The 26,092-nt window shown below is 71.7% G+C and carries 27 protein-coding genes and 7 pseudogenes; 19 read left to right on the top strand and 15 right to left on the bottom strand.

Annotation, left to right across the window (positions count from 1 at the left end):
• Positions 1-136 precede the first annotated feature (136 nt).
• Positions 137-316: a hypothetical protein gene (locus tag AB0F91_RS11800; protein ID WP_360596959.1), complete on the top strand. Its 180-nt coding sequence runs from the start codon at positions 137-139 to the stop codon at positions 314-316.
• 124 nt (positions 317-440) lie between these two features.
• Here the strand turns inward: AB0F91_RS11800 and AB0F91_RS11795 are convergent, their stop codons facing one another.
• Positions 441-1,454 carry an Lrp/AsnC ligand binding domain-containing protein gene (locus AB0F91_RS11795; protein ID WP_360596957.1) on the bottom strand — a complete coding sequence of 338 codons (1,014 nt, stop codon included), beginning with the start codon at positions 1,452-1,454 and terminating at the stop codon, positions 441-443.
• Positions 1,455-1,575: 121 nt separating this feature from the next.
• Here AB0F91_RS11795 and AB0F91_RS11790 point away from each other — a divergent pair, with 121 nt between their 5' ends.
• The 5 genes and pseudogenes from AB0F91_RS11790 to AB0F91_RS11770 form a co-directional block, all read left to right on the top strand.
• Complete coding sequence (locus AB0F91_RS11790) at positions 1,576-2,775, top strand: M20 family metallopeptidase (protein WP_360596956.1); 1,200 nt, start codon at positions 1,576-1,578, stop codon at positions 2,773-2,775.
• Between the two features lie 4 nt (positions 2,776-2,779).
• On the top strand, positions 2,780-2,980 hold the full coding sequence (locus tag AB0F91_RS11785) for a hypothetical protein (RefSeq protein WP_360596955.1): 201 nt from the start codon (positions 2,780-2,782) through the stop codon (positions 2,978-2,980).
• Complete coding sequence (locus AB0F91_RS11780) at positions 2,980-4,413, top strand: sodium:solute symporter family protein (RefSeq protein ID WP_360596954.1); 1,434 nt, start codon at positions 2,980-2,982, stop codon at positions 4,411-4,413. The genes AB0F91_RS11785 and AB0F91_RS11780 overlap by 1 nt, the downstream gene beginning before the upstream one ends.
• A complete protein-coding gene (locus tag AB0F91_RS11775) occupies positions 4,410-5,612 on the top strand; it encodes an amidohydrolase family protein (protein WP_360596953.1) in 1,203 nt (400 codons plus the stop codon). The genes AB0F91_RS11780 and AB0F91_RS11775 overlap by 4 nt, the downstream gene beginning before the upstream one ends.
• Positions 5,609-5,851, top strand: a pseudogene (locus AB0F91_RS11770) (tyrosine-protein phosphatase); the annotation flags it as partial. The gene AB0F91_RS11775 and the pseudogene AB0F91_RS11770, both read left to right, overlap by 4 nt.
• Positions 5,852-5,918: 67 nt before the next feature.
• On the opposite strand, the gene AB0F91_RS11765 reads toward AB0F91_RS11770, so the two are convergent.
• The 6 genes from AB0F91_RS11765 to AB0F91_RS11740 form a co-directional block, all read right to left on the bottom strand.
• Complete coding sequence (locus AB0F91_RS11765) at positions 5,919-6,176, bottom strand: hypothetical protein (RefSeq protein ID WP_360597110.1); 258 nt, start codon at positions 6,174-6,176, stop codon at positions 5,919-5,921.
• Positions 6,173-6,994 carry a S8 family serine peptidase gene (locus AB0F91_RS11760; protein ID WP_360596952.1) on the bottom strand — a complete coding sequence of 274 codons (822 nt, stop codon included), beginning with the start codon at positions 6,992-6,994 and terminating at the stop codon, positions 6,173-6,175. Before AB0F91_RS11760 ends, AB0F91_RS11765 begins: the two co-directional genes overlap by 4 nt.
• On the bottom strand, positions 6,883-7,575 hold the full coding sequence (locus tag AB0F91_RS11755) for a hypothetical protein (protein ID WP_360596951.1): 693 nt from the start codon (positions 7,573-7,575) through the stop codon (positions 6,883-6,885). Before AB0F91_RS11755 ends, AB0F91_RS11760 begins: the two co-directional genes overlap by 112 nt.
• A gap of 840 nt (positions 7,576-8,415) precedes the next feature.
• Positions 8,416-9,378: a squalene cyclase gene (locus AB0F91_RS11750; RefSeq protein WP_360596950.1), complete on the bottom strand. Its 963-nt coding sequence runs from the start codon at positions 9,376-9,378 to the stop codon at positions 8,416-8,418.
• Positions 9,379-9,398: 20 nt separating this feature from the next.
• The gene (locus AB0F91_RS11745) at positions 9,399-10,055 is read right to left on the bottom strand and encodes a response regulator transcription factor (protein WP_360596949.1); all 657 of its coding nucleotides are present in this window, start codon (positions 10,053-10,055) and stop codon (positions 9,399-9,401) included.
• The gene (locus AB0F91_RS11740; protein WP_360596947.1) at positions 10,040-11,170 is read right to left on the bottom strand and encodes a sensor histidine kinase; all 1,131 of its coding nucleotides are present in this window, start codon (positions 11,168-11,170) and stop codon (positions 10,040-10,042) included. Before AB0F91_RS11740 ends, AB0F91_RS11745 begins: the two co-directional genes overlap by 16 nt.
• 80 nt (positions 11,171-11,250) lie before the next feature.
• On the opposite strand from AB0F91_RS11740, the gene AB0F91_RS11735 reads away from it, so the two are divergent.
• The 5 genes from AB0F91_RS11735 to AB0F91_RS11715 all read left to right on the top strand — a co-directional run bounded on the left by AB0F91_RS11735 (position 11,251) and on the right by AB0F91_RS11715 (position 13,354).
• Positions 11,251-11,541, top strand: coding sequence for a hypothetical protein (locus AB0F91_RS11735; RefSeq protein WP_360596945.1), 291 nt, complete (start codon positions 11,251-11,253; stop codon positions 11,539-11,541).
• Positions 11,538-11,660, top strand: a complete 123-nt coding sequence (locus tag AB0F91_RS11730; RefSeq protein ID WP_360596944.1) for a hypothetical protein — start codon at positions 11,538-11,540, stop codon at positions 11,658-11,660. The genes AB0F91_RS11735 and AB0F91_RS11730 overlap by 4 nt, the downstream gene beginning before the upstream one ends.
• Before the next feature lie 213 nt (positions 11,661-11,873).
• Positions 11,874-12,377 (top strand): hypothetical protein, encoded by a 504-nt coding sequence (locus AB0F91_RS11725; RefSeq protein ID WP_360596942.1) that lies wholly within the window; start codon positions 11,874-11,876, stop codon positions 12,375-12,377.
• Positions 12,378-12,434: 57 nt separating this feature from the next.
• A complete protein-coding gene (locus AB0F91_RS11720; protein WP_360596940.1) occupies positions 12,435-13,013 on the top strand; it encodes a VC0807 family protein in 579 nt (192 codons plus the stop codon).
• Complete coding sequence (locus AB0F91_RS11715) at positions 13,010-13,354, top strand: hypothetical protein (RefSeq protein WP_360596938.1); 345 nt, start codon at positions 13,010-13,012, stop codon at positions 13,352-13,354. Before AB0F91_RS11720 ends, AB0F91_RS11715 begins: the two co-directional genes overlap by 4 nt.
• A gap of 412 nt (positions 13,355-13,766) precedes the next feature.
• Here the strand turns inward: AB0F91_RS11715 and AB0F91_RS11710 are convergent, their stop codons facing one another.
• The 3 genes and pseudogenes from AB0F91_RS11710 to AB0F91_RS11700 all read right to left on the bottom strand — a co-directional run bounded on the left by AB0F91_RS11710 (position 13,767) and on the right by AB0F91_RS11700 (position 15,839).
• A complete protein-coding gene (locus tag AB0F91_RS11710) occupies positions 13,767-14,567 on the bottom strand; it encodes an alpha/beta hydrolase (RefSeq protein ID WP_360596937.1) in 801 nt (266 codons plus the stop codon).
• Positions 14,568-14,575: 8 nt separating this feature from the next.
• Positions 14,576-15,618 (bottom strand): annotated as a pseudogene (locus AB0F91_RS11705) (nitronate monooxygenase).
• A complete protein-coding gene (locus tag AB0F91_RS11700) occupies positions 15,615-15,839 on the bottom strand; it encodes a hypothetical protein (protein ID WP_360596935.1) in 225 nt (74 codons plus the stop codon). Before AB0F91_RS11700 ends, AB0F91_RS11705 begins: the two are co-directional and overlap by 4 nt.
• 225 nt (positions 15,840-16,064) lie before the next feature.
• Here AB0F91_RS11700 and AB0F91_RS11695 point away from each other — a divergent pair.
• The 3 genes and pseudogenes from AB0F91_RS11695 to AB0F91_RS11685 all read left to right on the top strand — a co-directional run.
• Positions 16,065-16,253: pseudogene (locus AB0F91_RS11695) on the top strand (short-chain dehydrogenase); the annotation flags it as partial.
• A 37-nt stretch (positions 16,254-16,290) separates the two neighbouring features.
• Positions 16,291-16,761 carry a pyridoxamine 5'-phosphate oxidase family protein gene (locus tag AB0F91_RS11690; protein WP_360596934.1) on the top strand — a complete coding sequence of 157 codons (471 nt, stop codon included), beginning with the start codon at positions 16,291-16,293 and terminating at the stop codon, positions 16,759-16,761.
• A 416-nt stretch (positions 16,762-17,177) separates the two neighbouring features.
• On the top strand, positions 17,178-17,792 hold the full coding sequence (locus tag AB0F91_RS11685) for a hypothetical protein (protein ID WP_360596932.1): 615 nt from the start codon (positions 17,178-17,180) through the stop codon (positions 17,790-17,792).
• A gap of 6 nt (positions 17,793-17,798) precedes the next feature.
• Here the strand turns inward: AB0F91_RS11685 and AB0F91_RS11680 are convergent, their stop codons facing one another.
• Together AB0F91_RS11680 and AB0F91_RS11675 are read right to left on the bottom strand one after the other, a co-directional pair.
• A complete protein-coding gene (locus AB0F91_RS11680) occupies positions 17,799-18,161 on the bottom strand; it encodes a VOC family protein (RefSeq protein WP_360596931.1) in 363 nt (120 codons plus the stop codon).
• Positions 18,162-18,192: 31 nt separating this feature from the next.
• Positions 18,193-19,434 (bottom strand): annotated as a pseudogene (locus AB0F91_RS11675) (steroid 3-ketoacyl-CoA thiolase).
• 224 nt (positions 19,435-19,658) lie between these two features.
• On the opposite strand from AB0F91_RS11675, the gene AB0F91_RS11670 reads away from it, so the two are divergent.
• The 3 genes from AB0F91_RS11670 to AB0F91_RS11660 are packed head-to-tail and all read left to right on the top strand — an operon-like array spanning position 19,659 to position 22,766.
• Complete coding sequence (locus AB0F91_RS11670) at positions 19,659-20,885, top strand: cytochrome P450 (RefSeq protein WP_360596929.1); 1,227 nt, start codon at positions 19,659-19,661, stop codon at positions 20,883-20,885.
• A 37-nt stretch (positions 20,886-20,922) separates the two neighbouring features.
• A complete protein-coding gene (locus tag AB0F91_RS11665) occupies positions 20,923-21,699 on the top strand; it encodes a transglutaminase-like domain-containing protein (protein WP_360596928.1) in 777 nt (258 codons plus the stop codon).
• Positions 21,700-21,743: 44 nt separating this feature from the next.
• Complete coding sequence (locus tag AB0F91_RS11660) at positions 21,744-22,766, top strand: YhjD/YihY/BrkB family envelope integrity protein (RefSeq protein WP_360596927.1); 1,023 nt, start codon at positions 21,744-21,746, stop codon at positions 22,764-22,766.
• A gap of 16 nt (positions 22,767-22,782) precedes the next feature.
• Here AB0F91_RS11660 and AB0F91_RS11655 read toward each other — a convergent pair.
• Positions 22,783-23,258 (bottom strand): annotated as a pseudogene (locus AB0F91_RS11655) (thiolase domain-containing protein); the annotation flags it as partial.
• Positions 23,259-23,441: 183 nt separating this feature from the next.
• On the opposite strand from AB0F91_RS11655, the pseudogene AB0F91_RS11650 reads away from it, so the two are divergent.
• Positions 23,442-23,561: pseudogene (locus AB0F91_RS11650) on the top strand (hypothetical protein); the annotation flags it as partial.
• A 119-nt stretch (positions 23,562-23,680) separates the two neighbouring features.
• Positions 23,681-24,761: pseudogene (locus tag AB0F91_RS11645) on the top strand (nitronate monooxygenase).
• 71 nt (positions 24,762-24,832) lie between these two features.
• Here the strand turns inward: AB0F91_RS11645 and AB0F91_RS11640 are convergent.
• Together AB0F91_RS11640 and AB0F91_RS11635 are read right to left on the bottom strand one after the other, a co-directional pair.
• On the bottom strand, positions 24,833-25,639 hold the full coding sequence (locus AB0F91_RS11640) for a serine protease (RefSeq protein WP_360596926.1): 807 nt from the start codon (positions 25,637-25,639) through the stop codon (positions 24,833-24,835).
• Positions 25,640-25,860: 221 nt separating this feature from the next.
• Positions 25,861-26,058, bottom strand: coding sequence for a hypothetical protein (locus AB0F91_RS11635; RefSeq protein WP_360596924.1), 198 nt, complete (start codon positions 26,056-26,058; stop codon positions 25,861-25,863).
• Positions 26,059-26,092 lie beyond the last annotated feature (34 nt).

Genomic DNA, 26,092 nt, shown 5'->3' with positions numbered 1-26,092 from the left:
GCCGAGGCCGCCGCCGGGTAGGAACCCGGGTCCTGCGCTTCGGCCGCCCGCAGCGGCGGCGCGGGGTGGTGCCTCGCTCGGTGCCCGCCCAGGCACGTTCGGCCTCGCCGGAACACGGAAAGACCCAGGAGTAGCCATGAGTTTCCCCTACCACGCCGAGGATTTCGACCGGGACGGTCGCGAGGATCCGGCCGGCGCAGCGCGCGACACCGCTGCCGAGCTGTCGTGGCGGGAGGGAGGCGGACGGGCGGCAGGTTCCGGGCGGTTCTGCGGTGTGTTGCCGGTGCCCCCGGTGTTCACCTCGGAAACCCGCTGACCCTCCACAAAGCTCCGATTCGGCGAGGTTCCCTCTCCTTCACCCACCCCCCACTCGCCGGGTCGGGTTCCTTGCCGGTCCGGCGGGCGCTTCCCTCCCACATCCCCCCGCGCCCGCCGGACCGTCAAGGGTTTCTCGTCACCGGAGACCAGAAGTCCAGGGGGAGGTGGCCGGCGGCGAGGCCTTCGTCGTCGAGCAGGTGGCCCATGAGCTTGAACCCGCGCAGCGTCACGGCCCGGTCGACGATCTCCAGCCACGGCAGCTTGGCCGCCAGGGACCCCTCCAGCGGCAGCAGGTCGTGCTGTGAACCCAACCACACCACCAGCATCAGGTTCGCCGCCCCGCTGAGGGCGGCGCACATGCGTACCTCCGGCAGCATCGCGAGCGACCGCGCGGTCGTCTCGAGCTTGTCGGGCGGCACACGCAGCCAGAGCATCGCCGTGACGGGCGCGGGGGACAGGGGCCGCGCGATCTCGCAGCGCAGCCGGACGGCGCCGCGGGCCAGCAGGGCGTCGAGGCGGCGCCGGACGGTGCTCGCGCCCACACCCAGCTCCACCGCCAGCGAAGCGGCCGACGCCCGGGCGTCCTCGCCGAGAGCCAGGATCAGCGACTGGTCCAGCTCGCCGAACCGCAAAGGACCGGACCTCCGGGCCGAGGGCGACACCAAAGCCTCCCGCTCACCCGGTGAGATCGCGCGGACGCGCCACCGGCTGCCCTCGGTGAACAGCCGCGGCGACACCACCGTCCGGGTCGCCGTGACACCCGGCAGCGCCGACAAGCTGTGCAGCACGTAGTCGGAGATCGCGCGGAGCGTGGGCGCCACCAGGTGGATGTGCAGGTCGCAGTGCCCGGCAAGGTACTCCACCGTCGCCACGTGCGGGTCGGCCGCGAGGCGCTGGGCGAGCGCCAGAGCCGAACCCGGCGCACAGTCGATCTCCACGAACGCCAGCGCCAGCTGCGCCACCAGCTCGCCTCCCGGGTACGCGGTGAGCCACGCCTGCCCGCGCGCCACCAACGTCTCCCACCGGCGTGCGGCGGTCACGGCGCCGATGCCGAGCGCCTGGCCGAGCACGGCCCACGTCGCGCGCGGCCGGGTTTGCAGCGCGTCGAGGAGTTTGAGGTCGCTTTCGCTCAACATGGCCGATCCTTCGTCCGCACGGCGCCGATTTGGCGGATTCCTGCGATCCGGCCGGCAGGAGCGTTCGACACTCGCATCATCGTCGGGCCAGCATATGTCGATGTTCCAGCGAGGGAGACCTATGTCCTTGCGCTCCGACGCCGCAGCCTTGCACCCCGACCTCGTCGCGCTCCGCCGATCGTTGCACCGCACCCCCGAGATCGGCCTCGACCTGCCGCGTACCCAGGAAAAGGTGCTCCAGGCCCTCGACGGTCTCGGCCTCGAGATCAGCCTCGGCCGCGACCTGTCCTCCGTAACCGCTGTGCTGCGCGGCAGCGGCGGACCCGGCGGCACCGTGCTGCTGCGCGGCGACATGGACGCGCTGCCCGTCACGGAAGCCTCCGGTGAGGAGTTCTCCTCCGAGATCGACGGCGCGATGCACGCCTGCGGCCACGACCTGCACACGGCCGGGCTCGTCGGCGCCGCGCAGCTGCTCGTCTGCCGCCGCGACCAGCTGGCCGGCGACGTCGTGTTCATGTTCCAGCCCGGCGAAGAAGGCTGCGACGGCGCGAGCTACATGATCGACGAGGGCGTGCTCACCGCGTCCGGCCGTCAGGTCGACGCTGCCTACGGGCTGCATGTTTCGGCTTCGCGCCACGCGCGGGGCCTGTTCACCTGCCGGTCCGGGCCGCTCATGGCCGCGTCCGACGCGGTGAAGGTCCGCGTGGTCGGCGCCGGCGGCCACGGTTCGGCGCCGGAGGCTTCGCGTGACCCCATCCCGGCCGCGTGCGAGATGGTCACCGCTCTGCAGACGCGCATGAGCCGGGCGTTCGGCGCGTTCGAGCCGGTGGTGCTCACGGTCGGCAGCTTCCACGCCGGCACCCGGCGCAACGTGATCCCGGACGACGCCGTGTTCGAGGCGACCGTGCGCTCGTTCGACCCGGAGGTGCGCGAGCGCCTCCGCACGCAGGTCGTGCGCGTGTGCGAGGGCATCGCCGTCGCGCACGGCCTGGACGTCGAGATCACCTACGACGCCGAGTACCCCGTGCTGGTGAACCACGACTCCGGCCACGAGTTCATCGCCGGCACCGTGCGTGAGGTGTTCGGCGAGGAACGGTTCGCGCTGCTCGAGCAGCCGATGACGGGGTCGGAGGACTTCTCCCGGGTGCTCGGGAAGGTGCCGGGCGCGTTCGTGTTCCTCGGCGCGTCGCGCTCGGACGATCCGGTCGGCGCGCCCAACAACCACTCGCCGCGCGCCGCGTTCGACGACTCGGTGCTCGCCGACGGTACGACCCTGCTGGCCGAGCTGGCGTGCCGGCAGCTCGCGGTCCTGGCAGCGTGATCACATGCGCAGCTACCACCTCCCGCCGATCATCCCGGTGATCGCGCTGGTCCTCATGCCGTTCCTGCCGTTCGTCAATTCCACCGGGCTGTGGCTCGGCCTGCCGAAAATGGTCGTGTGGGGCGCTTTCTGGTGCCTCATGTTCACCCCGGCCCTGCTGCTGAGCGAGCGCATGATGGCGCGCGCGGGGGCGGGTGACGACTGATGATCCTGGCCTTCACCCTCGTCGGCATTGTCCTCATCGGCGTGCTCGGCTTCGTCGGGCGACGCAAGCCCGCGGCGGATCTGAGCGAGTGGACCGTCGGCGGCCGCAAGTTCGGCGCGCTCACGATGTGGTTCCTCCAGGCCGGCGAGGTGTTCACCACCTTCACCTTCCTCGGCATGGCGGGGCTCGCGTTCTCCGGCGGCGTCGCGGCGATGTACGCGCTGCCGTACGTGCCGATCGCCTACGTGGTCCTGTTCTTCCTGGCCAAACGCCTGTGGTGGATGGGCAAGGAGCGCGGGTACCTCACGCAGGGCGATTTCCTCGAGGACCGCTTCTCCAGCAAGTTCCTCGGCACGCTCTCGGCCGTGCTCGGCGTGATCTTCGTGCTGCCCTACCTGCAGCTGCAGATCACCGGGCTGGGCCTGATCGTGCGGCTCGTGACCGGCGACGCGGCTTCGGGCAATCTGAGCATGGTCCTGGGCAGCGTGCTGATCGTCGCGTTCGTGCTGTGGGCCGGGCTGCGGGGCGTGGCCGCGACGTCGTACTTCAAGGACGCGATCATGCTCGTGGTCCTCGTGGTGCTGATCATCGCGGTGCCCGCCCACTTCGCCGGCGGCGTCTCGGGCGTGTTCCACAAGATCGAGCAGCTGCACCCGGAGAAGCTCTTCGTCCACGCCGGCACCAACGACCACACGTGGTTCATCACCAGCATGCTCGTGAGCGCGATCGGCGTCGGGCTCATGACGCTGCCGCACTCGTGGCCCGCGCTGATGGCCGCCCGCGACCCCCAGGTGCTGCGGCGCAACTACATGTGGATGCCGATCTACGAGCTGTGCCTGCTGCTCCCGATGATCATCGGGTTCGCCGCGATCATCGTGGTGGACAAGACCAGCGACCCCAACGGCGTGCTCCTGACCCTGAGCAAGGACGCGCTGCCGGGCTGGGTCACGGGGCTGGTCGTCGTGGCGGCCACGGCCACCGCGATGGTGCCCGCGGCCGGCATCCTCATCGGGATCTCCTCGCTGGTGGCCCGCAACATCGCGCGGGTGCGCGGGGAGCGTAAGCAGTTCTGGATCAACCACGGCACGGTCGTCCTCGCGAGCGCGCTCGCGTTGGTGCTCGGCATCTTCCGGCCTGATCTGCTCGCGAACCTGCTGCTGCTCACGTACTCCGGCTCGGTGCAGCTCGCGCCCGCGAACCTGCTGGGCTTCCTCAAGAAGGTGCCGGTCGGCAAGGGCCCGGTGCTCTCCGGGCTGGTCGTCGGCGAGATCGTGGTCATCTGGCTGACCTTCTTCGACACGAAGTTCGCCGGCACCGTGAACGTCGGCCTGATCGGGCTCGCGGCCAACGTCGTGGTGCTCGCCGTGGCCGCCGGCATCGAGCGGGCCGTGACGCGGCCCGGTGTTCCCGTGAAGACAGGAGAACCGGTATGACCCGCACGGTGTTCAGCGGCGGCTCGGTGTTCGACGGCACCGGCAGCGCCCCCGCCCCGGCCGACGTGGCGGTGGAGGACGGCCGGATCGTCGAGGTCGGCACCGGCCTCGACGGCGACCGGTCCGTCGACTGCTCCGGCGCGACGCTGCTGCCCGGCCTGTTCGACTGCCACGTGCACGTGACGGTGTCGGACCTCGGGTTGCTGCCGCGTGTGCAGAAACCGTTCTCGTACCAGTTCTACGAGGCCGCCCGAAACCTCTGGGCCACGCTCAAGCTCGGCATCACGACCGTGCGTGACGCGGCCGGCGCCGACCTCGGCATCAAGCAGGCCGTGACCGACGGGCTCATCCCGGGGCCGCGGCTGCAGATCGCCATCGGCCTGATCAGTCCCACCGGGGGCCACGGTGACGGCTGGATGCCCTCGGGCCACTGCGTTCCGCTGTCGCTGCCGCACCCCGGCCGCCCCGACGCGACGGCCGACGGCCCGGACGAGATGCGCCGCGTCGCGCGGACGTTGTTGCGCGCCGGCGCCGACGTGCTGAAGGTCTGCACCACCGGCGGCGTCCTGTCGCCCCGCGACGACCCGCGGCACTCGCAGTTCACGTTGGAGGAGCTCGACGTCCTCGTCGCCGAGGCCCAGATGCAGGGCCGCGCCGTGATGGCCCACGCCCAGGGCGCGGAGGGCATCAAGAACGCCGTGCGCGCCGGCATCCGCTCGATCGAGCACGGCATCTACCTCGACGACGAGGCCATCGAGCTCATGCTGGCTCGCGGCACCTGGCTGGTACCGACCTTGGTGGCGCCGGTGAACGTCATCCGGGCGGCCGCGGCGGGTGCTTCGCTGCCGGACGCCGTGGTGCAGAAGGCCAAGGAGGTCGCGGAGGTCCACGCGGATTCGGTGCGCCGGGCGGTCGCCGCGGGCGTGCGGATCGCGATGGGGACGGACAGCGGGGTGGGTCCCCACGGGACGAACCTGGAGGAGCTGGAGCTGATGCGCTTGTGCGGCATGAGCCCGGCCGACGTGCTCGTGGCGACCACGTCGTCGGCCGCCCGGCTGCTCGGCATGGAGGGTGACCTGGGCCGGCTCGCGCCCGGCCATCGCGCGGATGTCGTGGTGGTGGCGGGGGATCCGTACGACTTCGCCAACCTGGCGGCCAACGTCCGCGAAGTCTGGCAGGACGGCGTGCGGGCGGTGTGACGCTTTCCGTGGTGCTCCGGCTCTTCCAGGAGCCGGGGCGCCACGGCGTGTTCTTCCGTTCGGGCGACCTCCGGTTCGTCACGGGCGAGGGGTTGGGCGGGGCGCCCACGGACCGCGTGCGGACCGTGGTCGATCTGCGCAACGCCGACGAGATGGCGGCCACGGAATCCGACGCGGGTTCGGCGCAGCTCGCCGGTGCGGCCGGCGTCGCCATGCCGGCCGGTATCGACCGCGTCGAGCACCGCTCGGCGACGTGGCGTTCTGGGAGTACGTCGACGACGAGCAGCTCGACGGCAGCCCGCGCTACTACCGCTCCTTACTCGAGCGCTGCGCTGCCGTCGTCACCGCGCTCGCCCGATCCGAGCCGGGCGGTGCCGAGTTCCACTGCGGCGCGGGCCGCGACCCGACCGGCGGCTGTTCGCCGCACTGGGCAGGGAGGATCAGGGGCCGGTCATCAAGACCTTCCTCGCGAACCGCGATACCACAATCCAAGCTGCGCTCGCGGCCGTCGTCGACGGCTTCGACGCCGGCGTCGGCAGCGCCGACCTCGCGGCGATCCGTCACCGGCTCCTCGCCTGGAACGCGCCGAGCCCCACCGGTACCCCCAGACCGGTCGGGCCGTCCCAGCCCGGGCCGGCGGAGCAGACGACGGGCTTGAACTGCGCGCAGTCGGCGGGGCCGTGCTGGGCGTTGGAGCCGGAGGAGACGTCGGCGATGGTGCCGGCCGGGGCGCTGTACAAGGAGTTCGGACCGTCCACACCGGACAGCCGGCCGCCGCGGGCGTAGAGCCCGGCGACGAAGGGTGAGGCGGCGCTGGTACCGCCGACGACGAGCCAGCCGGCTTTGCCGCCGTGGGGCGCGTAGGAGCGGTAGACAGCGACGCCGGTAAGCGGGTCGGCGACCGCGGAGACGTCGGAGCTCGCGCGGTGGCCCGAGCAGTTGGCGGCGATGGCGGCCGGCTGGCCTTGCGCGGGGCCGAGGTCGAGCGCGCACCCGCTGCCGGAGCCCACCCAGCGCTGCTGCTCGCCGTGCGGGGTGAACAGGCTGCCCCAGGCTTTCTGCACGAAGGAGCCGCCGGAGGCGCTGAGTGACGTGCCGCCCACCGACGTGACCCACGGCAGTTCCTGCGGCCACAGCTGCGGCCCGCCGAGATACCCCTTGTCGCCGGACGCGGCGACCACGGCCATGCCCGGGTGGTGCAGCGCCACGGCGGGCGCGCCGGTGCCGAGGTAGTCGCCCTGCAGGCCGGTGGGCACGCCGTAGCTCATGCTCACGGCGCTCGAACGCAGGCTCGCCGCGTAGCTGACGGCCGTGCCGAAGTCGTCGGCGAGCTGGCCGGGCAGTTGCAGCAGCACGGCGTTGAGCAGACGCCCGACGTCCATCGGATCTGGACCATGGTGATGCGGCACATCGGGCACGCGGCGGAGGCGAGGTCGACGTCGAGCGCGGTCTCGGTGGCGTAGGCCTCCTCGATCTCGCCGAGCCCGTCGGCGGGCTTGAGCGGCGGACCGCCGTGGTAGTCGGTGATCTTGAGGCAGCCGTCGGCGGTGGTGCACTCGGGCAGACCGAACTGGTCGCGGTACGTCGTGAGGTCGGCCTCGAGCGTCGGGTACGCGCCGATGCCGACGATCGTCACCATGCCGCGTTCGCCGGTCTTCGTGTCCGGCAGGTGGTAGGCCCGCGCCAGGTCGGCAGGCGAGAACCCGGCCGGTGCGGGGGTGGTGAGGGGATCTGCCGACGCCTTGTCGCGCGTGACGACGTTCGTCAGGCAGCCGAGGTCCACCTGGTGCCCCTGCACGACGCCGGTCCACGAGTCCGCGACGCGGTGGTCCTGGCCGAGCGTACCCGCGCGGACGGCCTGCGCGACCTGGGCCGTGGCGGCGTCCGGCGGTGTGGCCGTGGCGGGTGCGGCGAGCGGAACAGCGACGACAACGGCCAGCACGAGCGCCCGACCCAGCTTCATGCTCTCTCCCCTCGGCGGCGACCTCCTCAGGCCTACACCGCCGAGCCGGTCGCGGCAGGGGCGGACGCGACCTCGCACCCGCACGAGTGAACCATCACCGGCCGAACGTGACCGCCGCCCCAGACCGGGGCGGGGACCTTCGCGCGCAGCTCGGTCACGTCGGCGGCGGTCGTCGCAGTCGGGTCGCCGAGGACTTTCCAGGCTCACCGGCGAGCGCCGGCTCCCGTTCGGACACCCGCGCCGGCTCACCGCGCAGCACGGCCGCCGCGGTGGCGTCGTCGGTCAGGTGCGCCAGCCGGGCGCCCTACGCGAGCGCGCAGCAGGAGTCGCCGCTGCGGCCTTGACGTGTCCGACCGCCGCACGCTTTTCGCGAGGGACTTGCCTGGTTGTCCCCGGGCAAACCGAGTTGTGGACAACTCGGCCACAGTGCCGCGGTGGCCGGGTTTGCCGGCGTGGGCGATAGGCCGGACAAGAGCACGCCCGTAGGTGTGTTTGGCCATCAGGTTTGGCAGCAATCGTGGGTGGCCGCCAAGTGCGCGGTGGCGGCGTTGAGCGTTGTGGTGCTCGAGACAGGATGCAACGGCCGTCGTGCGGTCGGCGTTGCGGTCGTAGGCGCGGACGTTGTCGGTCATCAGCCGTTGGATGCGGGTGACGGCGCGGCCGTCGTATCCGATCTTGGTGCTGCGGTTGCGGGTGGCTTCCCGCTGGGCCCGGTCGTGCCGGCCCGGGATTACCTGTCCGGACCTGGTCGCGGGCCAGACCCTTCCGCTCGCCACGGCCTGGCCGAATACACCCAGGGAGGGCGGGGGTTTGTCTGGTCCGAGGGACTCTCCGATGTCCTCAGCGTGCGTGGGAGTCCCACCAACCGAGCACCCTCGTCGCGTGGAAGGTGAGCCACTTCGACGGTTCCCCGGCCGGCGCGTCGATCTCGAACCAGACTTCGCCGGGGTGGCGCCGGGCCTGCAGCCACGTTCCGTCGGGCTGCCTTGCCGCTCGGATGATCTCGACGGCTTCGGCCATCCGCGGATCCGGGGCGGTGCCGTCGGCCAGCGCGGCGGCGCGGAAGTAGTCCGCCGCGTTGAGGATGTTGTAGAACCAGCGGAACGGGTAGCTGAACGTCAACGCCCACGGCGCGATCGGCTCACCCGTCGACAGCCGCCGGAACAGGCTGCGGGACAACAGGTACTCCTCGCCGCAGCGGCGGGCGTCGGCAACAGAGCCGGCGGAATCCACGGAACCGCAGGCCTTCTCGTAGTCCAGCAAGGCCTTCAACGCGTTGAGGGTCGAGTGGACGGACGAGCGCTCCGCTCCCTCGACCCAGAGGCAGTTCCACCCGCCGTCGGGCAGGCGGTGCTCGACGAACCACTCGGCGATGCCGTGGACGTCCGCGCCCAGCCACAGGCCGTTGGACAGCGTCCACGAGTTGATGCAGACGTCGACCTCGCCGCCCCAGTACGGCAGGTTCTCGTACTCCCACCGGCTGTTGCGCTCCAGCAGCTCCGGCGTGCCGCTGAGCACCGACGCGTCGAGACCCCAGTCGCGCAGCGCGTTGAGCGACCACGTGGTCGCGGTCCACGGCTGGCCGTCTTCCGGCGAGCCCTTGAACTCGGCGGGGAAGAACGCGCCGCCGGCCCACTGGCCGTCCGGGTCCTGCAGCGCGAGCAGGCGCGCGCCGAACCCCTCCGTGGCGACGCGGGCGCGCGTCGCCTCCCAGACCTGCGGCGGGGAGCCCGCGAGGTCGCGTTCGACCTGCCACCGCAGCGCCGGGTCGGAGTCGAGCAGCCACGGAAGCACCTCAGCCATGGGCAGACTCTACGGCCGCCTCAGCCCGAAGTCAGCCCGTGGCGATAGGCGTAGCCGACGGCCTGCGCCCGGTCGCGCGCGCCGATCTTGCCGAGGATGCGGTTGATGTGGCTCTTGACCGTGGCTTCGGCGACGAAGAGCCGGTGCGCGATCTCGGTGTTGGACAAGCCGTCGGCGATCAACGTCAGCACGTCCACCTCGCGCGGGGTCAGGCCGTCGGGCGAGGTGAACGGCGGGCGGGGCGCGCCGGACGTGAGTGCGTCCACGAGGTGGTGCTGCACCGCGGGGTCGATCACGGCCGCGCCGCGCGTCACCTGGCTCAGGGCGCGGCGGATGTCGTCGGCCCCGGCGTCTTTCGTGAGGTAGCCGCGGGCACCGGCTTGCAACGCGTCGAGCACGGACTTGTCGTCGGCGTACGTGGTGAGCGCGACGATCTGCACGTCGTGGTCGCGGGCGCGGATGCGGCGCGTGGCTTCGATCCCGTCGCAGCGCGGCATGCGCAGGTCCATCAGCACGACGTCCGGCTTCAGCTGCCCGGCCAGCTCGGCTGCCTGGTCGCCGTCGGCCGCTGTGCCGACGACCTCGACGCCCGGGAGCAGCCCGAGCAGCATCGACAGGCCGTCGCGCACCACGCGCTGGTCGTCGGCCACCAGCACGCGGATCACGCCGGCGCCCACAGGCTCACCCGGAACCCCGTGCCGGTCGGTGCGGCGTCGAGCTGCCCGCCCAGCAGCTCGGCGCGCTCACGCATGCCGCTCACGCCGTAACCGTGGTCGCCGGGTGCCGCACCCGGGCTGCCGAGATCCTCGACGGTCAGCAGCGTGCCGCCCGGTTCGTAGCTCAGCCGCAGGTCCACGCGCTCTGCGTCGGCGTGCTTGCGGACGTTGGTGAGCGCCTCCTGCGCCACTCGGTACAGCGTCAGCCGCGTCTGCGCGGCCAGCTCCGGTGCCTGCCCGCGCACGGTGACCTCGCACGGGATCCCGGTGTCGCGTTCGAACTCCGCCGCCAGCACCGGCAGCCGTTCCGGGCCCGGCAGGTCCTCGCCGCGCAGCGCGCCGATCGCCTGGCGCGCCTCGGCGAGCCCGGTCTGCGCGAGCTGGTGGGCGCGTTCCACGGTGTCGGTCAGCCGCGGGTCGGCTCCACTGTGGACGGCCAGCAGCCGGGCTCCTTCGAGGTGCAGCAGCAGACCGGACAGCGAGTGGGCGAGCACGTCGTGCATCTCGCGCGCGAGCCGTTGCCGCTCGGCGAGCGCCGCCGAGCGGACCTGGGCCGCGCGGGTCTGTTCGAGCTCTTCCGTGCGTTCGCGCAGCTTCCGCATGTAGACGCCCAGGCGGTAGAACGCCAGCATGCCGAGCGCGCTCAGCAGCGTCGGCACCGCCTCGTGGCGCGCTCCGAACAGGCTCGCCGCCACGAGGGTCGCCACGACCAGGCCGGCGACGATCCCGCCCCGGCGCGGGTCCAGCCGTGCCGACGCGGTGGCCGCCAGGAGGAACCCGCCGAAGAACCCCGTGCCGTTGGGCTCGAGCCATACCAGCGTCACGGAGCTGGCCAGCACGAGGAGGAACAAGGCGATCTCGACCGGCGCCGGCAGCCGCCACTGCTGCACGCCGTACATCAGCATCGCCCCGCCGAGCAGCACGCCGAGCAGGCCGAGCAGCACCCCGAGCCCCTGGCCGTGCAGCGCGGGGTGTGGTTCGGACTTCGCCGCGAGCGACGTGAGCAGCACCAGGATGAGCATCGAGACCAGCCGCTGCACGCGGTGGTCGGCGCTGTTCACAGGTCTGTCGGACACCCGGCCGACGATATCGGCGGGCCGCGCAGGAGTCGTCAACCCTCGGGTGTAGATCCCGGGCCGCGGCCACGCTGTCGGCCATGACCACGATCGGGAAAAGCGCGGTGAAGCACATCCATGCCGTCCAGAAAGCCAGGAAGCAGACCACATACAGCCCGACGTCGCCCCAGGACGTGCTGCCGCGTCTACGGCAACGTCGCGAAAGCCGCCGCCCGCACGATGCCCGTGCTGCCGGCGATCGCCGGCCTCGCGTTCATGCCGCGTCGGTGGCGGACATTCGTGGTGACCACGCGAAGGTGCTCGCCATCGCCTACATCGCGGTGCGCGCTCTGACCGCGTGTGGGAGAGCCGCCGCGGCGGTGTGCGCGTGATCGTCGACTGGGCGGTGGCGCAGCTGGGGTTCGGGGTGGTGTCGTGGGTGGTGTCGCTCTGGGTCGACTCGCCGTGGCGCTACGGGCTGTGGGCGCTGGGACTTGTCTCGACCTGGTGATCACGTTGGCGGTTTCCGGTGACCGGCTCGTCGTCAACATCACGGCGAAGCTCGCGCACCACGACGGCCCACGCCCGCGCCCGACGCTCGCCCGCCTCGATACCGTGCACTTCGGCGAGCGGCTGGGTTTGTTCACGATCATCGTGCTCGGCGACGGCGTTCTCAACGTCACCGACCCGATGGCCGCCGCCCCCCGAGTGGAACCACTCCCGCGTGTTCCTGACGGTGATCGCCGCGCTGGCCCGGCTCGCCACCCCGTGGGTCACCTCGCTCAACCAGGGCTTCGGCGGCATTCCCTACCCGGCCGCCGACGCCCTGGGGCCGCGCTTGTTGCTGCCGCTGCACTGCCTGGTGGCCGGTCTCGTGGCCGCGTTCACGGGGGCGCTGGGCGACGCCGTCGAGTCCGTCTCCGAGGGCCATCTCGAAACGTTCACGCGCTGGCTCCTGGTGCGGCAGCATCGCGGCGTTTGCGGTGATCGGGTCCCTCGCGGGGCTGGCGGCGGGCCGCCGGGACCGGTGGGCCGTGGTGACGGCGATCCCGGGCCTGGCGATCCCGCTTGCGTTGGGACTCGCGGGCCACACGCCGGCCCCCGGGGCTTCCTGTGGTTGTTGGTCGTGGCGGCGGGTGCGGGCTGCTGCGGCGTCGTGCTGCGGAGCCGGCGACCGCGTAGACCCCTGGGTGGAGAAGGATTTCCCACCCTGGCGCCGACGCGGTGAACGAGCGCCGGAAGCCACGCTGAGCGGGTCCGAATCACCGAAGGGGAGGACCCGCTCGTGAAACCCGAACTGCTGCGCCGGCTGCTGCCGAGCCTCGTGCTGAATGTCGCGCTGCCGCTGGTGGTGTACGTGCTGCTGAAGCCGGTCGTGGAGAGCGAGGTGGTGGCGCTGGCGATCTCCGCGGCCATCCCGCTGCTCGTCACGGTCGGCGAGTTCGCCGTCCGGCGACGGCTGGATCCGGTCGGGGTGGTGGCGATCGCGGGGTTCGTGGTGATGCTCGTGGTCCTGGGCCTCACCGGCGGCAACGAGCTCGTGTTGAAGCTGCAGGAAACCGTGCTCACCGGGCCGGTGGGGATCGTGCTGCTCGGCTCGGCGGTGGTCGGGAAACCCTTGCTGCTCCTGGTTCTCCGGTTCACCGGCCGTCCCGCGCCCGCGCCGGCCCAGCGCAGGGGGATCACCGTGATGACGGCCCTGCTCGGCGGGGTTCTGACCCTGCACGCGGCGGTGCTGCTGGTGCTGGCGATCTCCCTGCCGACCACGACGTTCCTGGCCGTGGGCAAGCCCGTCGGCTATGCCGTGATCGGCGCCGGGCTGCTGGCGATGTTCGTCTACCGCAACCGGCTGCGTGCGGCGTGAACGAGCCGTGGGTCGTGCGTGGGTACGCGGAGATCAAGCGGTTCTTCGCCGACCGACGGCTGGAGCCGATGCCCACCCGCGGCGCGGCCGAGCACCGGCGGACGCGCCGCCTGCTCAGCGGCGCCTTCGCCGCTCGGCGCCTGGCCGGGCAGCGGGACGACGTCGACGTGCTGACCGGCCGGCTCCTCGCGGAACTGGCGAGCCCGCCTGCCGATTTCCACGCGGCCTTTTCGGAGCCGTTCCCGGAGCTGGTGATCCGCCGTCCGCCCGGCGCACCGCCCGGGAAGGACCTGGCCGAGGTCACTCGCTTCAACTCGGCCACCCCGCGGAGGATCTGCTGACCGAGCTCGTCCGCGGAGGTCCCGCCCTCTGAAGCCTTCCGATCCGCGAGGTTGCTGCGGTAGGCGGGCCACGTGACCACCACGACCGCGATCGACAAGGGTGTCGTGCTGCTCTACACCCATCCCGCGCAACGGACGGCCGTCTGGGCTGATCCCGCGATGGTGCGCGGCGCCGTCGAAAAGATCCTCCGGTCACAACCGGGTTCGACGTCCGCCGCGACGCCACCGGTCCCCTCGCATCCGGCCACGGCCCGTACTTCTGCCTCGGCGCAGCGCCGGCCCGGCTGGACTTGGCGGCGGTCTTCACGGTCCTGCCGGGCCTCCACCTCGCCTTGCCGGCCGAAGACGTGCGGCGGGGAGGTGACATCGGCTAGACGGCGTTCGCCGAGCTGCCCGTGCCGTGGGTGAGTGGTCAGGCCTGCGCCGACGCGAGCAGCTCGCGCAGCGCGGCGGCGAACTTCGGCGCGTTGCGTTGCGGCGCCAGGTGCGCGCCGGGGACCTCGACGAACGGCAGCCCCAGCTCGAGCGCCAGGATCTTCGCCGGCTGGTAGTGGTAGCGGCCGCGGCTGGCTTCGCCGGCGACGGGCACGATCTCGGTGCTCGCGCGGCGCAGGGCGCGCAGGTCCGGCAGGTAGTCGAAGAACTCGGCGAGCTCGCGGTCGAACAGGCGCAGCCAGTCGGCCTCGTTCGGCAGGCGCAGGTGGGGCAGATCGGGCAGCGCCGCGCCCGCGATGCCGTCGGCGAAGCGCGTGACGGCACCCATCAGATCACCCGAACGGGCCAGCCGGATCTGGTCGTTCGCGGCCTCGAGCCAACCCGTGGCGTCGGGCATCAGCTGCACCGCGGGCGGTTCGTGCGCGACGAGCACCGACACCCGATCGGGGTGGCGCGCCACGAGGTCGAGGCCGATCTGCGCGCCGGCGCTGGTGCCGAACACCGGGATCGGGCCGGCGCCGACGTGGTCCAGCACGGCGAGCGCGTCGTCCGCGTGCAGCGAGACCGGCACCGGACCCGTGGTGGTGTCGGTGCTGGCGAAGTGGCCGCGCCGGTCGTAGGTGACCACGGTGTGGTCCGTCCGCAGTTGCTTGACGAGCGCGCGCAGTGAGTCCGCGCCGCCGGTGCCCCCGGGGATGAGCAGCAGCATCGGGCCCTCGCCACCGGTGCGGACGGCGAGTTCGCCCTCCGCGACCGGGCAGCGGCTTTCCGAGATCATGCCTTGAGTCAAGCACAACGGCCGCCGCCGAGGCGGTGCAGGATCGACTCCGGGCCGGCCACGATCCCCTCGATGAGGCCCGTCACCGGCGGCAGTTCGCGCAGCAGCCCGACGACCTGGCCGGACGCCGGCACACCGGCCGCCGGATCGCCGTCGACGAGGCCCGCGCGAAGCAGCATCGGCGTGTTGGCGGTCATCAGCACTTGCGCCCGCGTTCGCCCGCCTGCCCGAAACCGCAGGCCCTCGCGCACGAGCGCGGTCCACGAAAGCCCGCTGGGCCGGCGGAACCGGGCGGCGTCCCCGCTGCGCGCGGAAACCCGGCGGGGGAACCGGACTTCTCCAGCGCGCCGACGAGCCCGGTGCGCAGGACGCGGTGCCGAGATCGTCGACCTTGCGCGTGCCGACGGTGGCAGAGAGGGCGTGGTGGAGCCGCTTCACGGCGTCGGGCACGGTGCTTTCGTGCGTGTGCAGGAAACGAGTGCCCATGGCGATCCCGGCCGCGCCGTACGCGAGCGCGGCCGCCAGGCCCCGGCCGTCGAAGAAGCCACCCGCGGCGACCACGGGGATGTCGACGGTGTCGAGCACGGTGGGCAGCGACAGGGTCGTGGTGACGCCGCCGGTGTGCCCGCCGCCTTCACCGCCCTGCCCGGCCACGGCGTCGGCGCCCCAGGCCGCGCCTTCTCCACGTGGCGGGCCGCGCCGATCGACGGCAGGACGACCACGCCGTGGTCCTGAGCTTGGTGATCAGCTCCTGTCTCGGAGCCAGCGCGAACGAGGCGACTTTCGCACCTTCGGCGATCAGCAGATCGACGCGCCGGGCGGCGTCCTCGGCGACCGCGCGGAGGTCGACGTCGAAGGGGTTTTCGGTGCGGGCGCGGGTCTCCCTGGGTTGCGGTGGCCAGCTCGTCGTAGGTGATGGGGGTCGAGGTGAGGATGCCGAGGCCGCCGACTTGGGCTGTCGCGGAGACGAGCCGGGGGCCGCTGCCCAGCCCATGCCGGTCTGGACGACCGGGTGGCGGACGCCGACGGGGTCGGTCAGTGCGGTCCTCACGAAGGGCTTCCTTGTCGTGCGGGGACTTTGGGTCCAGGGACTTCCCTGGGGAGCCGAAGCTCGTCGTCGCCGGGTGCGCGGGCCCGTGCGGTGCCGGAGGTGTCGAGCGGGGACGACGTGGCCGCGGTGACGTCCTCGACGGAAACCCCGCGGTGCACGGAAAGCAGCCGCGGTGCGTGGTCGGCGCCGCCGAATTCGAGCACGCCCAGGTTGGTCACCACGCGGTGCACGTCCTGGTACGGCAAGGGAACCCGCCCGCATTTGGCCGACCCCCGACACCACGTCGACGCGGTCGACGAACACCCGCCGGCTGTGGCGCGGTATCCAGTCGCTCGTGCGGTGGTGCACGGTGTTGCCGGTCTCGCCGAGTACGCCGAGAAGCTGCTTTGCGGGCTTCGCGTGCGGGCCGATGGCGGAGATGTTCTGGGGGACCGTTCTCCGTCACCACGAAGGAAACCGGCCGCGTCACCGGACGGGCGTTCGAAGTGGACGGTGGCCACGTGTCCCTCGCGGGCGGCTGGCGCCACGGCCCGGCGTGCGACAAGGGTGCCCGATGGGAACCGGCCGAGCTGGGCCCGGTGGTGGCTTCGTTGCCGGCTTCCGCGACTTCCTCTGAACCGGTGTCCGGCGCTTGAGCTCGTTTTGTCGGTGGCGCGTGCTTGACTCGTCCGCATGACCACCTGGCAGACTTTCGCGGCGGCCGCTCCCTCGCTGGCCGAGCGCATCCACGAACGCTTCCTCAGCGGCGAGTCCCACGTCCTGGCCACCCTGCGCCGCGACGGCTCACCCCGCGTGAGCGGCTCCGAAGTCTCCTTCCGCGACGACGGCTCTCTGTACATCGGATCGATGCTCGGTGCCCGCAAAGCCCGCGACATCCAGCACGACGGCCGCTTCGCCCTCCACGCCTACCCGGGCATCGAAGAAAACGGCCCGGGCGACGCCAAACTCGCCGGCGTGGCCCGGGAAATCACCGACGCCCGCGCCGACTCCGGCAGCCACCTCTTCGAACTGGACATCCACGAAGCGGTCTACACGTGGGTCGCGGACAACACGCTGTTCGCGGAGTCCTGGCACGAGGGGGGTGCTTGGGTGCGTTTCGCTCGCCCGGACAACGGACCAGTGGAGCGCACAGTGCTGGGTTGAGTGGTGCGGGTTGTGCGTGGGCTGGTGCCGCGGCGGCCGGGGGTGGGTGGTGTCGGGGTGGGTTGGGGTGTGTCGGACGACGGACTGGTGGGGTGCGCAGTGCTGGGTTGAGTGGTGCGGGTTGTGCGTGGGCTGGTGCGGCGGCGGCCGGGGTGGGCGGTGCCGGGATGCGTTCCGGTCTCTCAAGGCGTTAGCTGTGTGAGGCCGAGCGGCCCTCGGTGGTCCGGGGTGCCGTCGAGGTTGATCGGGTTTCCGTTGCGGGGTCGAGTGGCCGTGGCGATGCCGGGCCTGATCGGTTCCCTTCTGCGTGAGGGCGAGCGTCTGCCGGCGGCTTCGGGGTACCGCCGGTTTCGGCCTGCCCGGCCGGTGGATCACGCGTGCGGTGACGGCGCTGGGCCGGGTGGTTGAATGCGGGCATGCGTCTGGTGGAGGACCTGGTCGACGAGCCCGGCACGCTGCTGATCATCGGACCGTCGAAGGCCAAGGTCACCGGTGGCAGTCCCCGCCCGGCGGCTCGTGCGGACTGGCCTGAGGTGCTGCTGCGGGTGCGTGAGGAACTCCTGCCCCGGTCCGCTGTCGACGACCGGACGTGGCTCCCGGCGTGGCAGCGCTACAACGGCCACTTCTACCGGCACGTCGGCGACGCGCTGCCCGACGCCGCGGCGTCCGGACGGCTGCTCATCCTCAGCGGCGGCTACGGCGTCGCGAGGGCGGCCGAGCCGATCGCGTTCTACGACCGGAAACTCCGCTTGCGCGACTGGCCGCCCGGGACGCTCGAGGCCGCGATCCAGTACGAGGTGCAGCGCATCGGTGCCCGGCGGGTCCTCGGGTTCGTCTCCGCGAGCGCGGACTACGCGAAGCTGCTGCGCCGCGTGCCCTGGGAGGTCGAGGCGACGTTGGTGACCGTCGACTTCCACGAAGGCGGCGCGCAGGTCGAAGTTCCGAAGCGGCTCGCCCACGCCTTCGCTGCGGTGTGGCGCCGTGAGCCGGGGCGGATGCCACCCGGAGTCGTCGCCGTGCCGCTGTCGTGAGCCGGCTCAGGGCCGGACCCACAGGCAGAACGGGTGCCCCGCCGGATCGAGGTACACGCGGACGTGCTCCTGCGGCTGGAACTGCGCGAGCCGTGCCCCGGCCGCGACGGCTTTCGCGCCGGCCTGCGCGAGATCGTCGACTTCGATGTCCAGGTGCAGCATCATCTGCTGGTACCCCGGCTCCTGCGGCCACTTCGGCGGCACCAGTTCGCGTTCCAGCTGGAACGACAGCCCGGGCCCACCCCCGGGCGGCCGCAGCGTGACCCAGTCCGCCTCGTCCGCGCCGAGGGGCCATCCCAGCAGCGCTTGGTAGAACTTCGCCAGCGCCCGCGGGTCGGGCGCGCCGAGCACGGTTGCGGTCAGTTTCATCGCTTCAGCGTAAGCCGATCGGCGCCGGGTTTCAGATACGTCCGACGTTCGCGGCCGTCGACATGGCGCCGCCTGCGCACATGGTGATGAGCGCGGTCGCGGCGTTCGAGCTCCTGCTGCGCCGTGGTGAGGAGTCGGGCGCCGGTGCTTCCGACGGGGCGGCCGAGGGCGCTGGCGCCGCCGTTGACGTTCACGCGGCTGGGTCCGGGCGGTGGATGTGCTGGCAGGAAAGGCCGGCTGAGGCGAACGCTTCGTTGACTTCGAACAGGTCCTGGTCGTCGACGGTGATGCCGGCCGGGGCCAGAACGCGTTCGGTGGCCTGGATGGGGCCATCGAGGCGGTAATACGGTTCGGCGCCGATCAGGGCCTGGGCCAGGATGCGCGCGCGGGGGCGCAGGCCGGGGGAGTGTGGCATCCATGAGCAGGAGCGCGGCCGCGCCGTCGGAGATCTGGGACGACGTGCCGGCGGTGTGGAGGCCGTCGGGCAGCACGGGATTCAACGCGGCGAGACCGTCCACAGTGGCCACTCGAAGACCCTGATCCCGGATGACCGAACGGGATTCTCCGGTGACCGGGTCGGGGGCTCTCACCGGGACGAGCTCCCGGTCGAACCGACCGGCCGCCCACGCGGCCGCGGCTTTCTGCAGCGAAGCAGCGCCGCGGTTCTGCCGAGCCGCCGGGCCTGGCCGATCTCGTTGAGCGGCCAGGTTCTGCCGTACCGCCGGGCCTGGCCGATTCCGCCGAGTTGCCAGACCCTGCGGCGCCGCGAGGTCCTGCCGAGCCGCCGGGCCCGGCCGATCCGCGCGACTCGCCCGACCCGGTCGAGCTGCCAGCTCGGCCGATCCCGCCGATCCCGGTCGAGCAGCCAGAACCGGTCGCGCCGCGTGTCCCGACCCGCGTGACCCGCCCTGCCTACCCAGCACGCCGCCCCCCCCGGTTCGACCCCGGCGGCGCCCTGCGCATCGACTCCACCCCGCCGCAATCGCGCCCGCCGCGATCAGGTGCGTGGCCTGCTGAGCCGAGCCGCACTGTGCGTCGATGGTGGTGGTGCCGGTGTTCGGCTCGGCAGGCCGGCGTCGAGCCAGGCCGTGCGGGTGATGTCGCCGGCCTGGGACACGGCGCCGCCGATGACCTGCTCGACCACTGCGGTCGATCAGCTCCCGGTGCGCCGTGCCCAGCAGCTCGGCGGCGTGCACTCCCGAGAGCCAGCCGCCGCGTTTGCCGACGTGGGCACCGCCGCCACGAGCACCGGCTCGCCCGGGAGAGCTAACAGTGTTCACTCGTGCAAAATGAGAACACGTTCTAGTTATACTCAAGAACTCCCAGTTGTCGAACAATCTTGATCTCTGCCGACTGAGCGCTCGTTCACCAGTGCAGAATCGGTAAAGTAAACGGGTATCACGAAGCGGGGTTCCGTGAGTTAACACCGTATGCTCCAATGAACCATAGAACGTGTTGCAATTTCGAATCACCGCCGATCCCGCGCAGGAGGCAGCCGTGGCCGCTCCGCTTTTGCCCGCCGGTTTCGACTTCACGGATCCGGACCTCTACGCGAACCGCCTGCCGCTGGAGGAGTTCGCCGAGCTCCGGCGCACGGCGCCCGTGTGGTGGAACCCGCAGCGCCGCAACACCGCCGGCTTCGGCGACGACGGCTACTGGGTCGTCACGCGCCACGCCGACGTCAAGGAGGTCTCGCGCGACAGCCAGCTGTACTCGTCGTGGGAGAAGACCGCCATCATCCGCTTCGACGACCGGATGACGCCGGAGAACCTCGACGCCAACCGCCTCGTGCTGCTCAACATGGACGCCCCGCAGCACACGAAGCTGCGCCGCATCGTCGCGAAAGGCTTCACACCGCAGTCCATCGCCAAGTTCGAGGACACCCTGCGCGAACGTGCCGAGAGCATCGTCGCTGAGGCACGCAGCAAGGGCGAAGGCGACTTCGTCACCGACGTCGCGTGCGAGCTGCCCCTGCAGGCCATCGCCGAGCTCATCGGCGTACCGCAGGAGGACCGCATGAAGATCTTCGACTGGTCCAACCAGATGGTGGCCTACGACGACCCCGAGTACGAGCTCGAACCCCACACCGCGAGCGCCGAGCTCGCCGGCTACGCCTGGACCATGGCCGAGGAGCGCCGCCGCTGCCCGGTCGACGACATCGTCACCAAGCTCGTGCAGGCCGACGTCGACGGTGAAGCGCTCGGCTCCGACGAGTTCGGCTTCTTCGTGATCCTGCTGGCCGTCGCGGGCAACGAGACCACGCGCAACGCCATCACCCACGGCATGAAGGCCTTCCTCGACCACCCCGACCAGTGGGCGCGCTACCGCGAGGAAAAACCCAAGACCGCGCCCGACGAGATCGTCCGCTGGGCGACGCCCGTGGTCGCGTTCCAGCGCACCGCCACGCGCGACACCGAGCTCGGCGGCGCGCACATCCGCCGCGGCGACCGTGTCGGCATGTTCTACAGCTCCGCCAACTTCGACCCCGACGTGTTCGACCAGCCCGAGCGCTTCGACGTCTTCCGTGCGGACAACCCCCACGTCGGCTTCGGTGGCACCGGCTCGCACTACTGCCTCGGCGCCAACCTCGCCCGCCTCGAGATCGACCTCATCTTCTCCGCGATCGCCGACGTCATGCCGGGCATCGCCGAAGTCGCGCCCCCGCAGCGCCTGCGCTCCGGCTGGCTCAACGGCATCAAGCACTACCAGGTCCGGTACGCGTAAGCAGGCTCGATCCGCCCGAAACCGGCATGATGGTCTGGTGGCGCAACGCGTGACGGTCGACGTCGAGTTCGGCGTCCGGGTGACGAAGCCCGGGCTCGCCGCGATCTCGGTCGCCGCCGTCCACGCCGACACCGACGAGCTCTCCGTCTCCGCCGCCGGAGCCCCCCGCATCGCCGAACTCGACCACGGCACGCGCGCCGAGGTGTACGACCTCCCCGCCGGCGAGCACCGCGTGACCTACCACGGCGAACGCACGCTCTGCCGCGCCTTCGCCGAGCCCGTCACGCTCGCCGACCTCGCGCGCTACACCCGCCCGAGCCGCTTCTGTCCGTCCGACCGCATGGCCGCCCTGAAACGGGGACACGGTGACGACCGCTCCCGCGTGCGCGCCATCGCCGACCACGTCCACGGCCGGCTGAGCTACGTCCCCGCCACTCCGGAAGGACGGGACGCCTCCGCCACTTTGAAGGCCGGCGAAGGCGGTTGCCGCGACTTCGCCCACGCCTGCATCGCCCTCTGCCGGTCCGCGGGCATCCCCGCGCGCTTCACCACCGTCTACGCGCCCGGCCTGAAACCCATGGACTTCCACGCCGTGTTCGAGGCCGGCGTCGCCGGGCGCTGGCTCGTGTTCGACGCGACCCGCCTCGCCCCGCGCCCGGTGATGCTCCGCATCGCCACCGGTCGCGACGCCGCGGACACCGGATTCCTCACCCCGCTCGGCTGCGAGCTCGACTTCCTCGGCGCCACGGTCTTCGCGACCACCGACGCCGCGCCACCGCCTGACGATCACGACAAACCCGTGGTCCTGGCCTGAACGGTGTGTCCGGTGCGACAAACCCGGCCCCCGCTGGGTAGACAGTGACCGTGAACCCTCAACTGCCCGGGCCGAGCCGGTGGGCCCGCGCGCGTGCCCGGTACCGCTGGCTCGACCACCTCGCGCTGGCGACCAACCGGTACCTCGAGTACGGGGGCTACCACTACGTCGCCTCGATCACGTACTTCAGCCTGCTCTCGCTGGTGCCGATCCTGATGCTGGCGTCGTCGGCCGCGGGGTTCGTCCTGGCCACACAGCCGCACCTGCTCGACCAGATGCTGCACGCCATCTCCGGCACGTTGCCCGGCTCGCTCGGCGAGAAGGCGTCGGATCTGCTGACCGGGTTCGTGGAGCAACGCACCGGCGTGGGAGTCGCGGGTCTAGTCGTCGGGCTGTACTCCGGGTGGAACTGGATGAACTCCCTGCGCGATGCGCTCACCGCCATGTACGGCCAGAACCGCTCCGACGAACCGCTGCTGCGCACGATTCTCATGGATGTGCTCGCGCTGCTGGGGCTCGCGGCCGCGCTCCTGGTGTCGTTCGGCATCACGGTGTCGGGCACCGCCGTGGGCCACTACCTGCTGAAACTCGTGGGCGTCGACGACACCAGCTGGGGCCACTCGGTGCTCTCGGCGACGTCGGTGCCGCTCGCGCTGCTGGCCGACTGGCTGGTGTTCCTGTGGGTGCTCACGCGGCTGCCGCGCGAACGCGTCGGCTGGCGCAGCGCGATGCGCGGTGCGGTGGCGGCGGCGCTGGGCTTCGAACTGCTCAAGCAGGCAGGCGGCATCTACTTGAACTTGATCAGCGCGTCGCCCTCCGGCGTCGCGTTCGGGTCCGTGATCGGTCTGCTGTTCTTCATCTCCCTGATCGCGCGCATGCTCGTGTACATCACGGCCTGGACGGCCACGGCTCGAGACGCGCCGCGGAAACCCGTCCCGCCGCCGTCGCCCACGCAGCTGCGGCCGGTCATCGCGCCGCGCCAGCACACCGCCGGTCCCCTCGCGCTCGGCGCGGTGCTCGGGGCGCTGGGCACGCTGTTCGCGCTGCGCCGCCGCCGGCGGTCATGAGCCGGTCATGAGCCGGTCATGAACCGGGCTTGGCCGAGACCACCACCCATATGCTGAAGTACTGCGAGCCGCCGCCATACGCGTGGCCGAGCACCACGCGCGCGGCGTCGACCTGGTAGCCGCCCGCGCGGCCCATCTCCTGCTCGGCCGCCTCGGAGAACCGCAGCATCCCCGACGCGCCGATCGGGTTCGACGACGGCACCACGCCTGAATCGGGCCACCGGCAGCCGGCCGCAGAGCGCCGTGTCGCCCGTCTCGGTCACCTTCCAGCACTCGCCTCCGGCACGGACCCGAGGTTCTCCAGTCACATCGGCTCGAACCACGAGAACGGCAAGTAAATCTCGGTGGCGTCCACTTCGGACAGTGTTCGGTGATCCCTGCCTCGTGCCAGAGCGCCGCCGCTGCATCACGGCCGGCCTGCGGGTTCACCTGGTCGCGGCCGGCGAACGTGGTGGGCTCCGTGCGCATCGCCGTGGCGTGGACCCACGCGGCGAATCTTCGCCGGCGTCGACGCCGTGCGCTACGTCGTGCCCGGCGACTACGCCCGCTACGAGGACGACGGCACCGTCACCCTCCTCGGGCGCGGCTCGCAATGCGTGAACACGGGCGGTGAGAGGGTGTACCCCGAAGAGGTCGGGGGCGTCTTGAATCCCACCCCGACGTTTCGACGCGCTCGTGATCGGCGTGCCCGACGAGCACCTCGGCCAGCGCGCGGCCGCCGTCGTGCAGCCGCGGCCTGGGGTGGCGCCCGGCCTCGCGACGATCGAGGCACACGTGCGCACGGAGATCACCGGCTACAGGGTGCCGCGCACGGTGTGGCTCGCTGACGAGATCGGCCGTTCGCCCACCGGCAAACCCGACTGCCCGTGGGCCCAGCGCTACGCCGCCGAACACGAACCCGCTCAGGAGCGCGCATGCGGAGTTCCCGCTGCGACCGGTTCGGCATCGACCTGCCGATCGTCGGCGTCGCGCCGTCGGAGCACGTCGCCGCCGCGATCAGCCGCGCGGGCGGCCTCGGCGTGCTCGGCTGGGTGCGGGTCAACGACGCTGCCGGGCTCGACGCCGTCCTGTCCTGGCTGGACGAGAACACCGGTGGAAAGCCTTACGACGTAGACATCGTGAGGCCCGCGAAGAACCCCGCCGAGGGCACCAGGCCGATCTCACCAAGCTCATCCGCGACACCCACCGGTCCTTTGTCGACAAAGTGCTGCGTGATCTCGCCATTGCCCCCGCTGCCCGACGACACCACAAACGCGCCGGTGTGCTCGGCTGGCTGCACTCCGTCGCGCGGTCCCCTGTGGACGTCGCGACGGAGCACGCATCAGCTTCATCGCCAACGCGCTGGGCTCGCAGCCCGAAGACGTGATCGACCGCACGCACGCCGCCGGTGTGCCCGTGGCGGCGCTCGCGGGCAACGGCGAGCACGCGGCCCGCCACGTCGCGCGCGGCGTGGATCTCGTGGTGGCACAAGGGTATCGGGCCGGCGGCCACACCGGCGCGATCGCGTCGATGGTGCTGGTGCCGCAGATCGTCGACGCCGTCGGCGCACGGGTCCCGGTGCTCGCGGCCGGCGGCATCGCCTCCGGCCGGCAGGTCGCGGCCGCGCTGACGCTCCGCACGTCGGGCGTGTGGAGGGATCGTTCTGGCTCGCCACCGAGGAGTACCGCCGGACAATGCCGGGCTCGGCGCGATGCAGACGGCGCTGGTCAACGCGACTTCGGCCGAGACCGTCCGCATCCACCGGCAAACCCGCCCGCCTGCTCAAACGCGCTGGACGGACGCCTGGGCCGCTCCCGACGCGCCCGAACCGCTGCAGAACCTCCTGGTCTCCCACGCCCACAACCGCCTCCACGCCGCGGACGACCCGGCCGTGGTGTCGATGCCGGTGGGCCAACTCGTCGGCCGGATGAACCGCGTCCGGCCGGTGGCCGGGTGATGGGGGAGCTGGTGAGCGGCTGCGAGGAAGCGTTGGCACGGCTGGACAAGACCCGCTGAACCGGTCGGTCTCGAATGGAGCCGGAGAATGGCGTGGCGCACCGGCGCCACGCCATTCTCCGGCAGCCGGGTCAGATCTTCGAGGCCGCTGAAGCGATCGCGCTCGCGAAGCTCGTCACCTCGGTGTACACGCCTGGCGCGTGGGCGCGGGCGCAGCCGGTGCCCCAGCTCGTGATGCCGACCTGCACCCACTCGCCGGCCGTGTCGCGGCGGAACATCGGGCCGCCGGAGTCGCCCTGGCAGGTGTCGAAGCCACCCGCCGAGACGTTGCCCGCACAGATTTCCGCACCCGCGATGAGACCGGAGTAGTCGCCGCCCTGGGCCTTGCACGTCGAGTCGCTGACGAACGGCACCTGGGCCTTCAGCAGGTAACGCTGCTGCGCGCCGCCCTCGGTCGCGGCGCCCCAGCCCGCGACGGTGAACGTGCCGGTGTTGAGGGAAGTGCTGGAGGCGAGCGGAAGCGTCGGGACGCCGGAGACGGGGCTCGCGAGCTTGATCAGCGCCCAGTCACCGCCGGTCGTGTCGTACGTGGTGGAGCGGTAGACGTAGCTGGAGCGCACCTTTTTCGCGCTGGAGCTCTGCAGGTCGACGACGCCGAGCGTTGCCGTGATCGAGGTGTTCGAGCCGGTGCGCGTGACGCAGTGGGCGGCGGTGAGCACGATCTGCGGTGTGTACAGCGCGCCGCCGCAGCCCATGGAAAGCCTTACCATCCAAGGAAACTCACCTTGCGCTGCCCGGCTGCCACCCACCACCTGGGTCCCGTTCGTCGACGGCGGCGGGCCGGCCACGGCGGGGGTCGCGAGCCCGACCGCGGCGGCCAGCGCCGTGACGCCGACGAGAGCTTTTCCGAGCAGGGTGAACCGTCTCTTGAAGGTCATGGGGGATCCGTTCTTCCGGTGTCCACAAGGGACGGGGATACGGGGAGTGATGACTCGACTACACCAAACCCGGGGCAACCGGACAACCGACTTTCTTCGGATCTTTCGGGCGAGCGGTCCCCTCGCGTCACAGAACCGTTTCAGTGCCGGACGTTCGGCCGCCGCACGAGGTTGGCCGTCGCCCCGAGCGCCAGCGCCGCGCACCCCGCCACCGCCGACGGTCACGGCAGGCTGAACGCCAGCACCGCACACCCCGCGAGTCCCGGCACCGCGACGACCCGCGGCGCGGGGTTCGCGTCGGCCCGCAGCGGCACGGCCGCGGTGTCGGCGATCGCGTAGTAGGCCGGCACCGCGAACGACGAAAACGCGATCGCCCCACGGAGATCCACCGTCGTGGTGAGCACGGCCACCACCGACACCCGCCAGTTCCGCCCGCTGTGGCAACTCGAACCG

The sequence above is a fragment of the Amycolatopsis sp. NPDC023774 genome (assembly GCF_040639695.1).
In the GTDB taxonomy this organism is placed as follows: Bacteria; Actinomycetota; Actinomycetes; order Mycobacteriales; family Pseudonocardiaceae; genus Amycolatopsis.
This window is presented reverse-complemented; position numbering and strand designations above follow the sequence as displayed.

Excerpts from the sequence above, each read along its gene's own strand:
- AB0F91_RS11800 (WP_360596959.1), top strand. The coding sequence starts at position 137 with ATGAGTTTCCCCTACCACGCCGAGGATTTCGACCGGGACGGTCGCGAG.
- AB0F91_RS11795 (WP_360596957.1), bottom strand. The coding sequence starts at position 1,454 with ATGTTGAGCGAAAGCGACCTCAAACTCCTCGACGCGCTGCAAACCCGG.
- AB0F91_RS11790 (WP_360596956.1), top strand. The coding sequence starts at position 1,576 with ATGTCCTTGCGCTCCGACGCCGCAGCCTTGCACCCCGACCTCGTCGCG.
- AB0F91_RS11785 (WP_360596955.1), top strand. The coding sequence starts at position 2,780 with ATGCGCAGCTACCACCTCCCGCCGATCATCCCGGTGATCGCGCTGGTC.
- AB0F91_RS11780 (WP_360596954.1), top strand. The coding sequence starts at position 2,980 with ATGATCCTGGCCTTCACCCTCGTCGGCATTGTCCTCATCGGCGTGCTC.
- AB0F91_RS11775 (WP_360596953.1), top strand. The coding sequence starts at position 4,410 with ATGACCCGCACGGTGTTCAGCGGCGGCTCGGTGTTCGACGGCACCGGC.
- AB0F91_RS11760 (WP_360596952.1), bottom strand. The coding sequence starts at position 6,994 with ATGGACGTCGGGCGTCTGCTCAACGCCGTGCTGCTGCAACTGCCCGGC.
- AB0F91_RS11755 (WP_360596951.1), bottom strand. The coding sequence starts at position 7,575 with ATGAAGCTGGGTCGGGCGCTCGTGCTGGCCGTTGTCGTCGCTGTTCCG.
- AB0F91_RS11750 (WP_360596950.1), bottom strand. The coding sequence starts at position 9,378 with ATGGCTGAGGTGCTTCCGTGGCTGCTCGACTCCGACCCGGCGCTGCGG.
- AB0F91_RS11735 (WP_360596945.1), top strand. The coding sequence starts at position 11,251 with ATGACCACGATCGGGAAAAGCGCGGTGAAGCACATCCATGCCGTCCAG.
- AB0F91_RS11710 (WP_360596937.1), bottom strand. The coding sequence starts at position 14,567 with ATGATCTCGGAAAGCCGCTGCCCGGTCGCGGAGGGCGAACTCGCCGTC.
- AB0F91_RS11690 (WP_360596934.1), top strand. The coding sequence starts at position 16,291 with ATGACCACCTGGCAGACTTTCGCGGCGGCCGCTCCCTCGCTGGCCGAG.
- AB0F91_RS11685 (WP_360596932.1), top strand. The coding sequence starts at position 17,178 with ATGCGTCTGGTGGAGGACCTGGTCGACGAGCCCGGCACGCTGCTGATC.
- AB0F91_RS11680 (WP_360596931.1), bottom strand. The coding sequence starts at position 18,161 with ATGAAACTGACCGCAACCGTGCTCGGCGCGCCCGACCCGCGGGCGCTG.
- AB0F91_RS11640 (WP_360596926.1), bottom strand. The coding sequence starts at position 25,639 with ATGACCTTCAAGAGACGGTTCACCCTGCTCGGAAAAGCTCTCGTCGGC.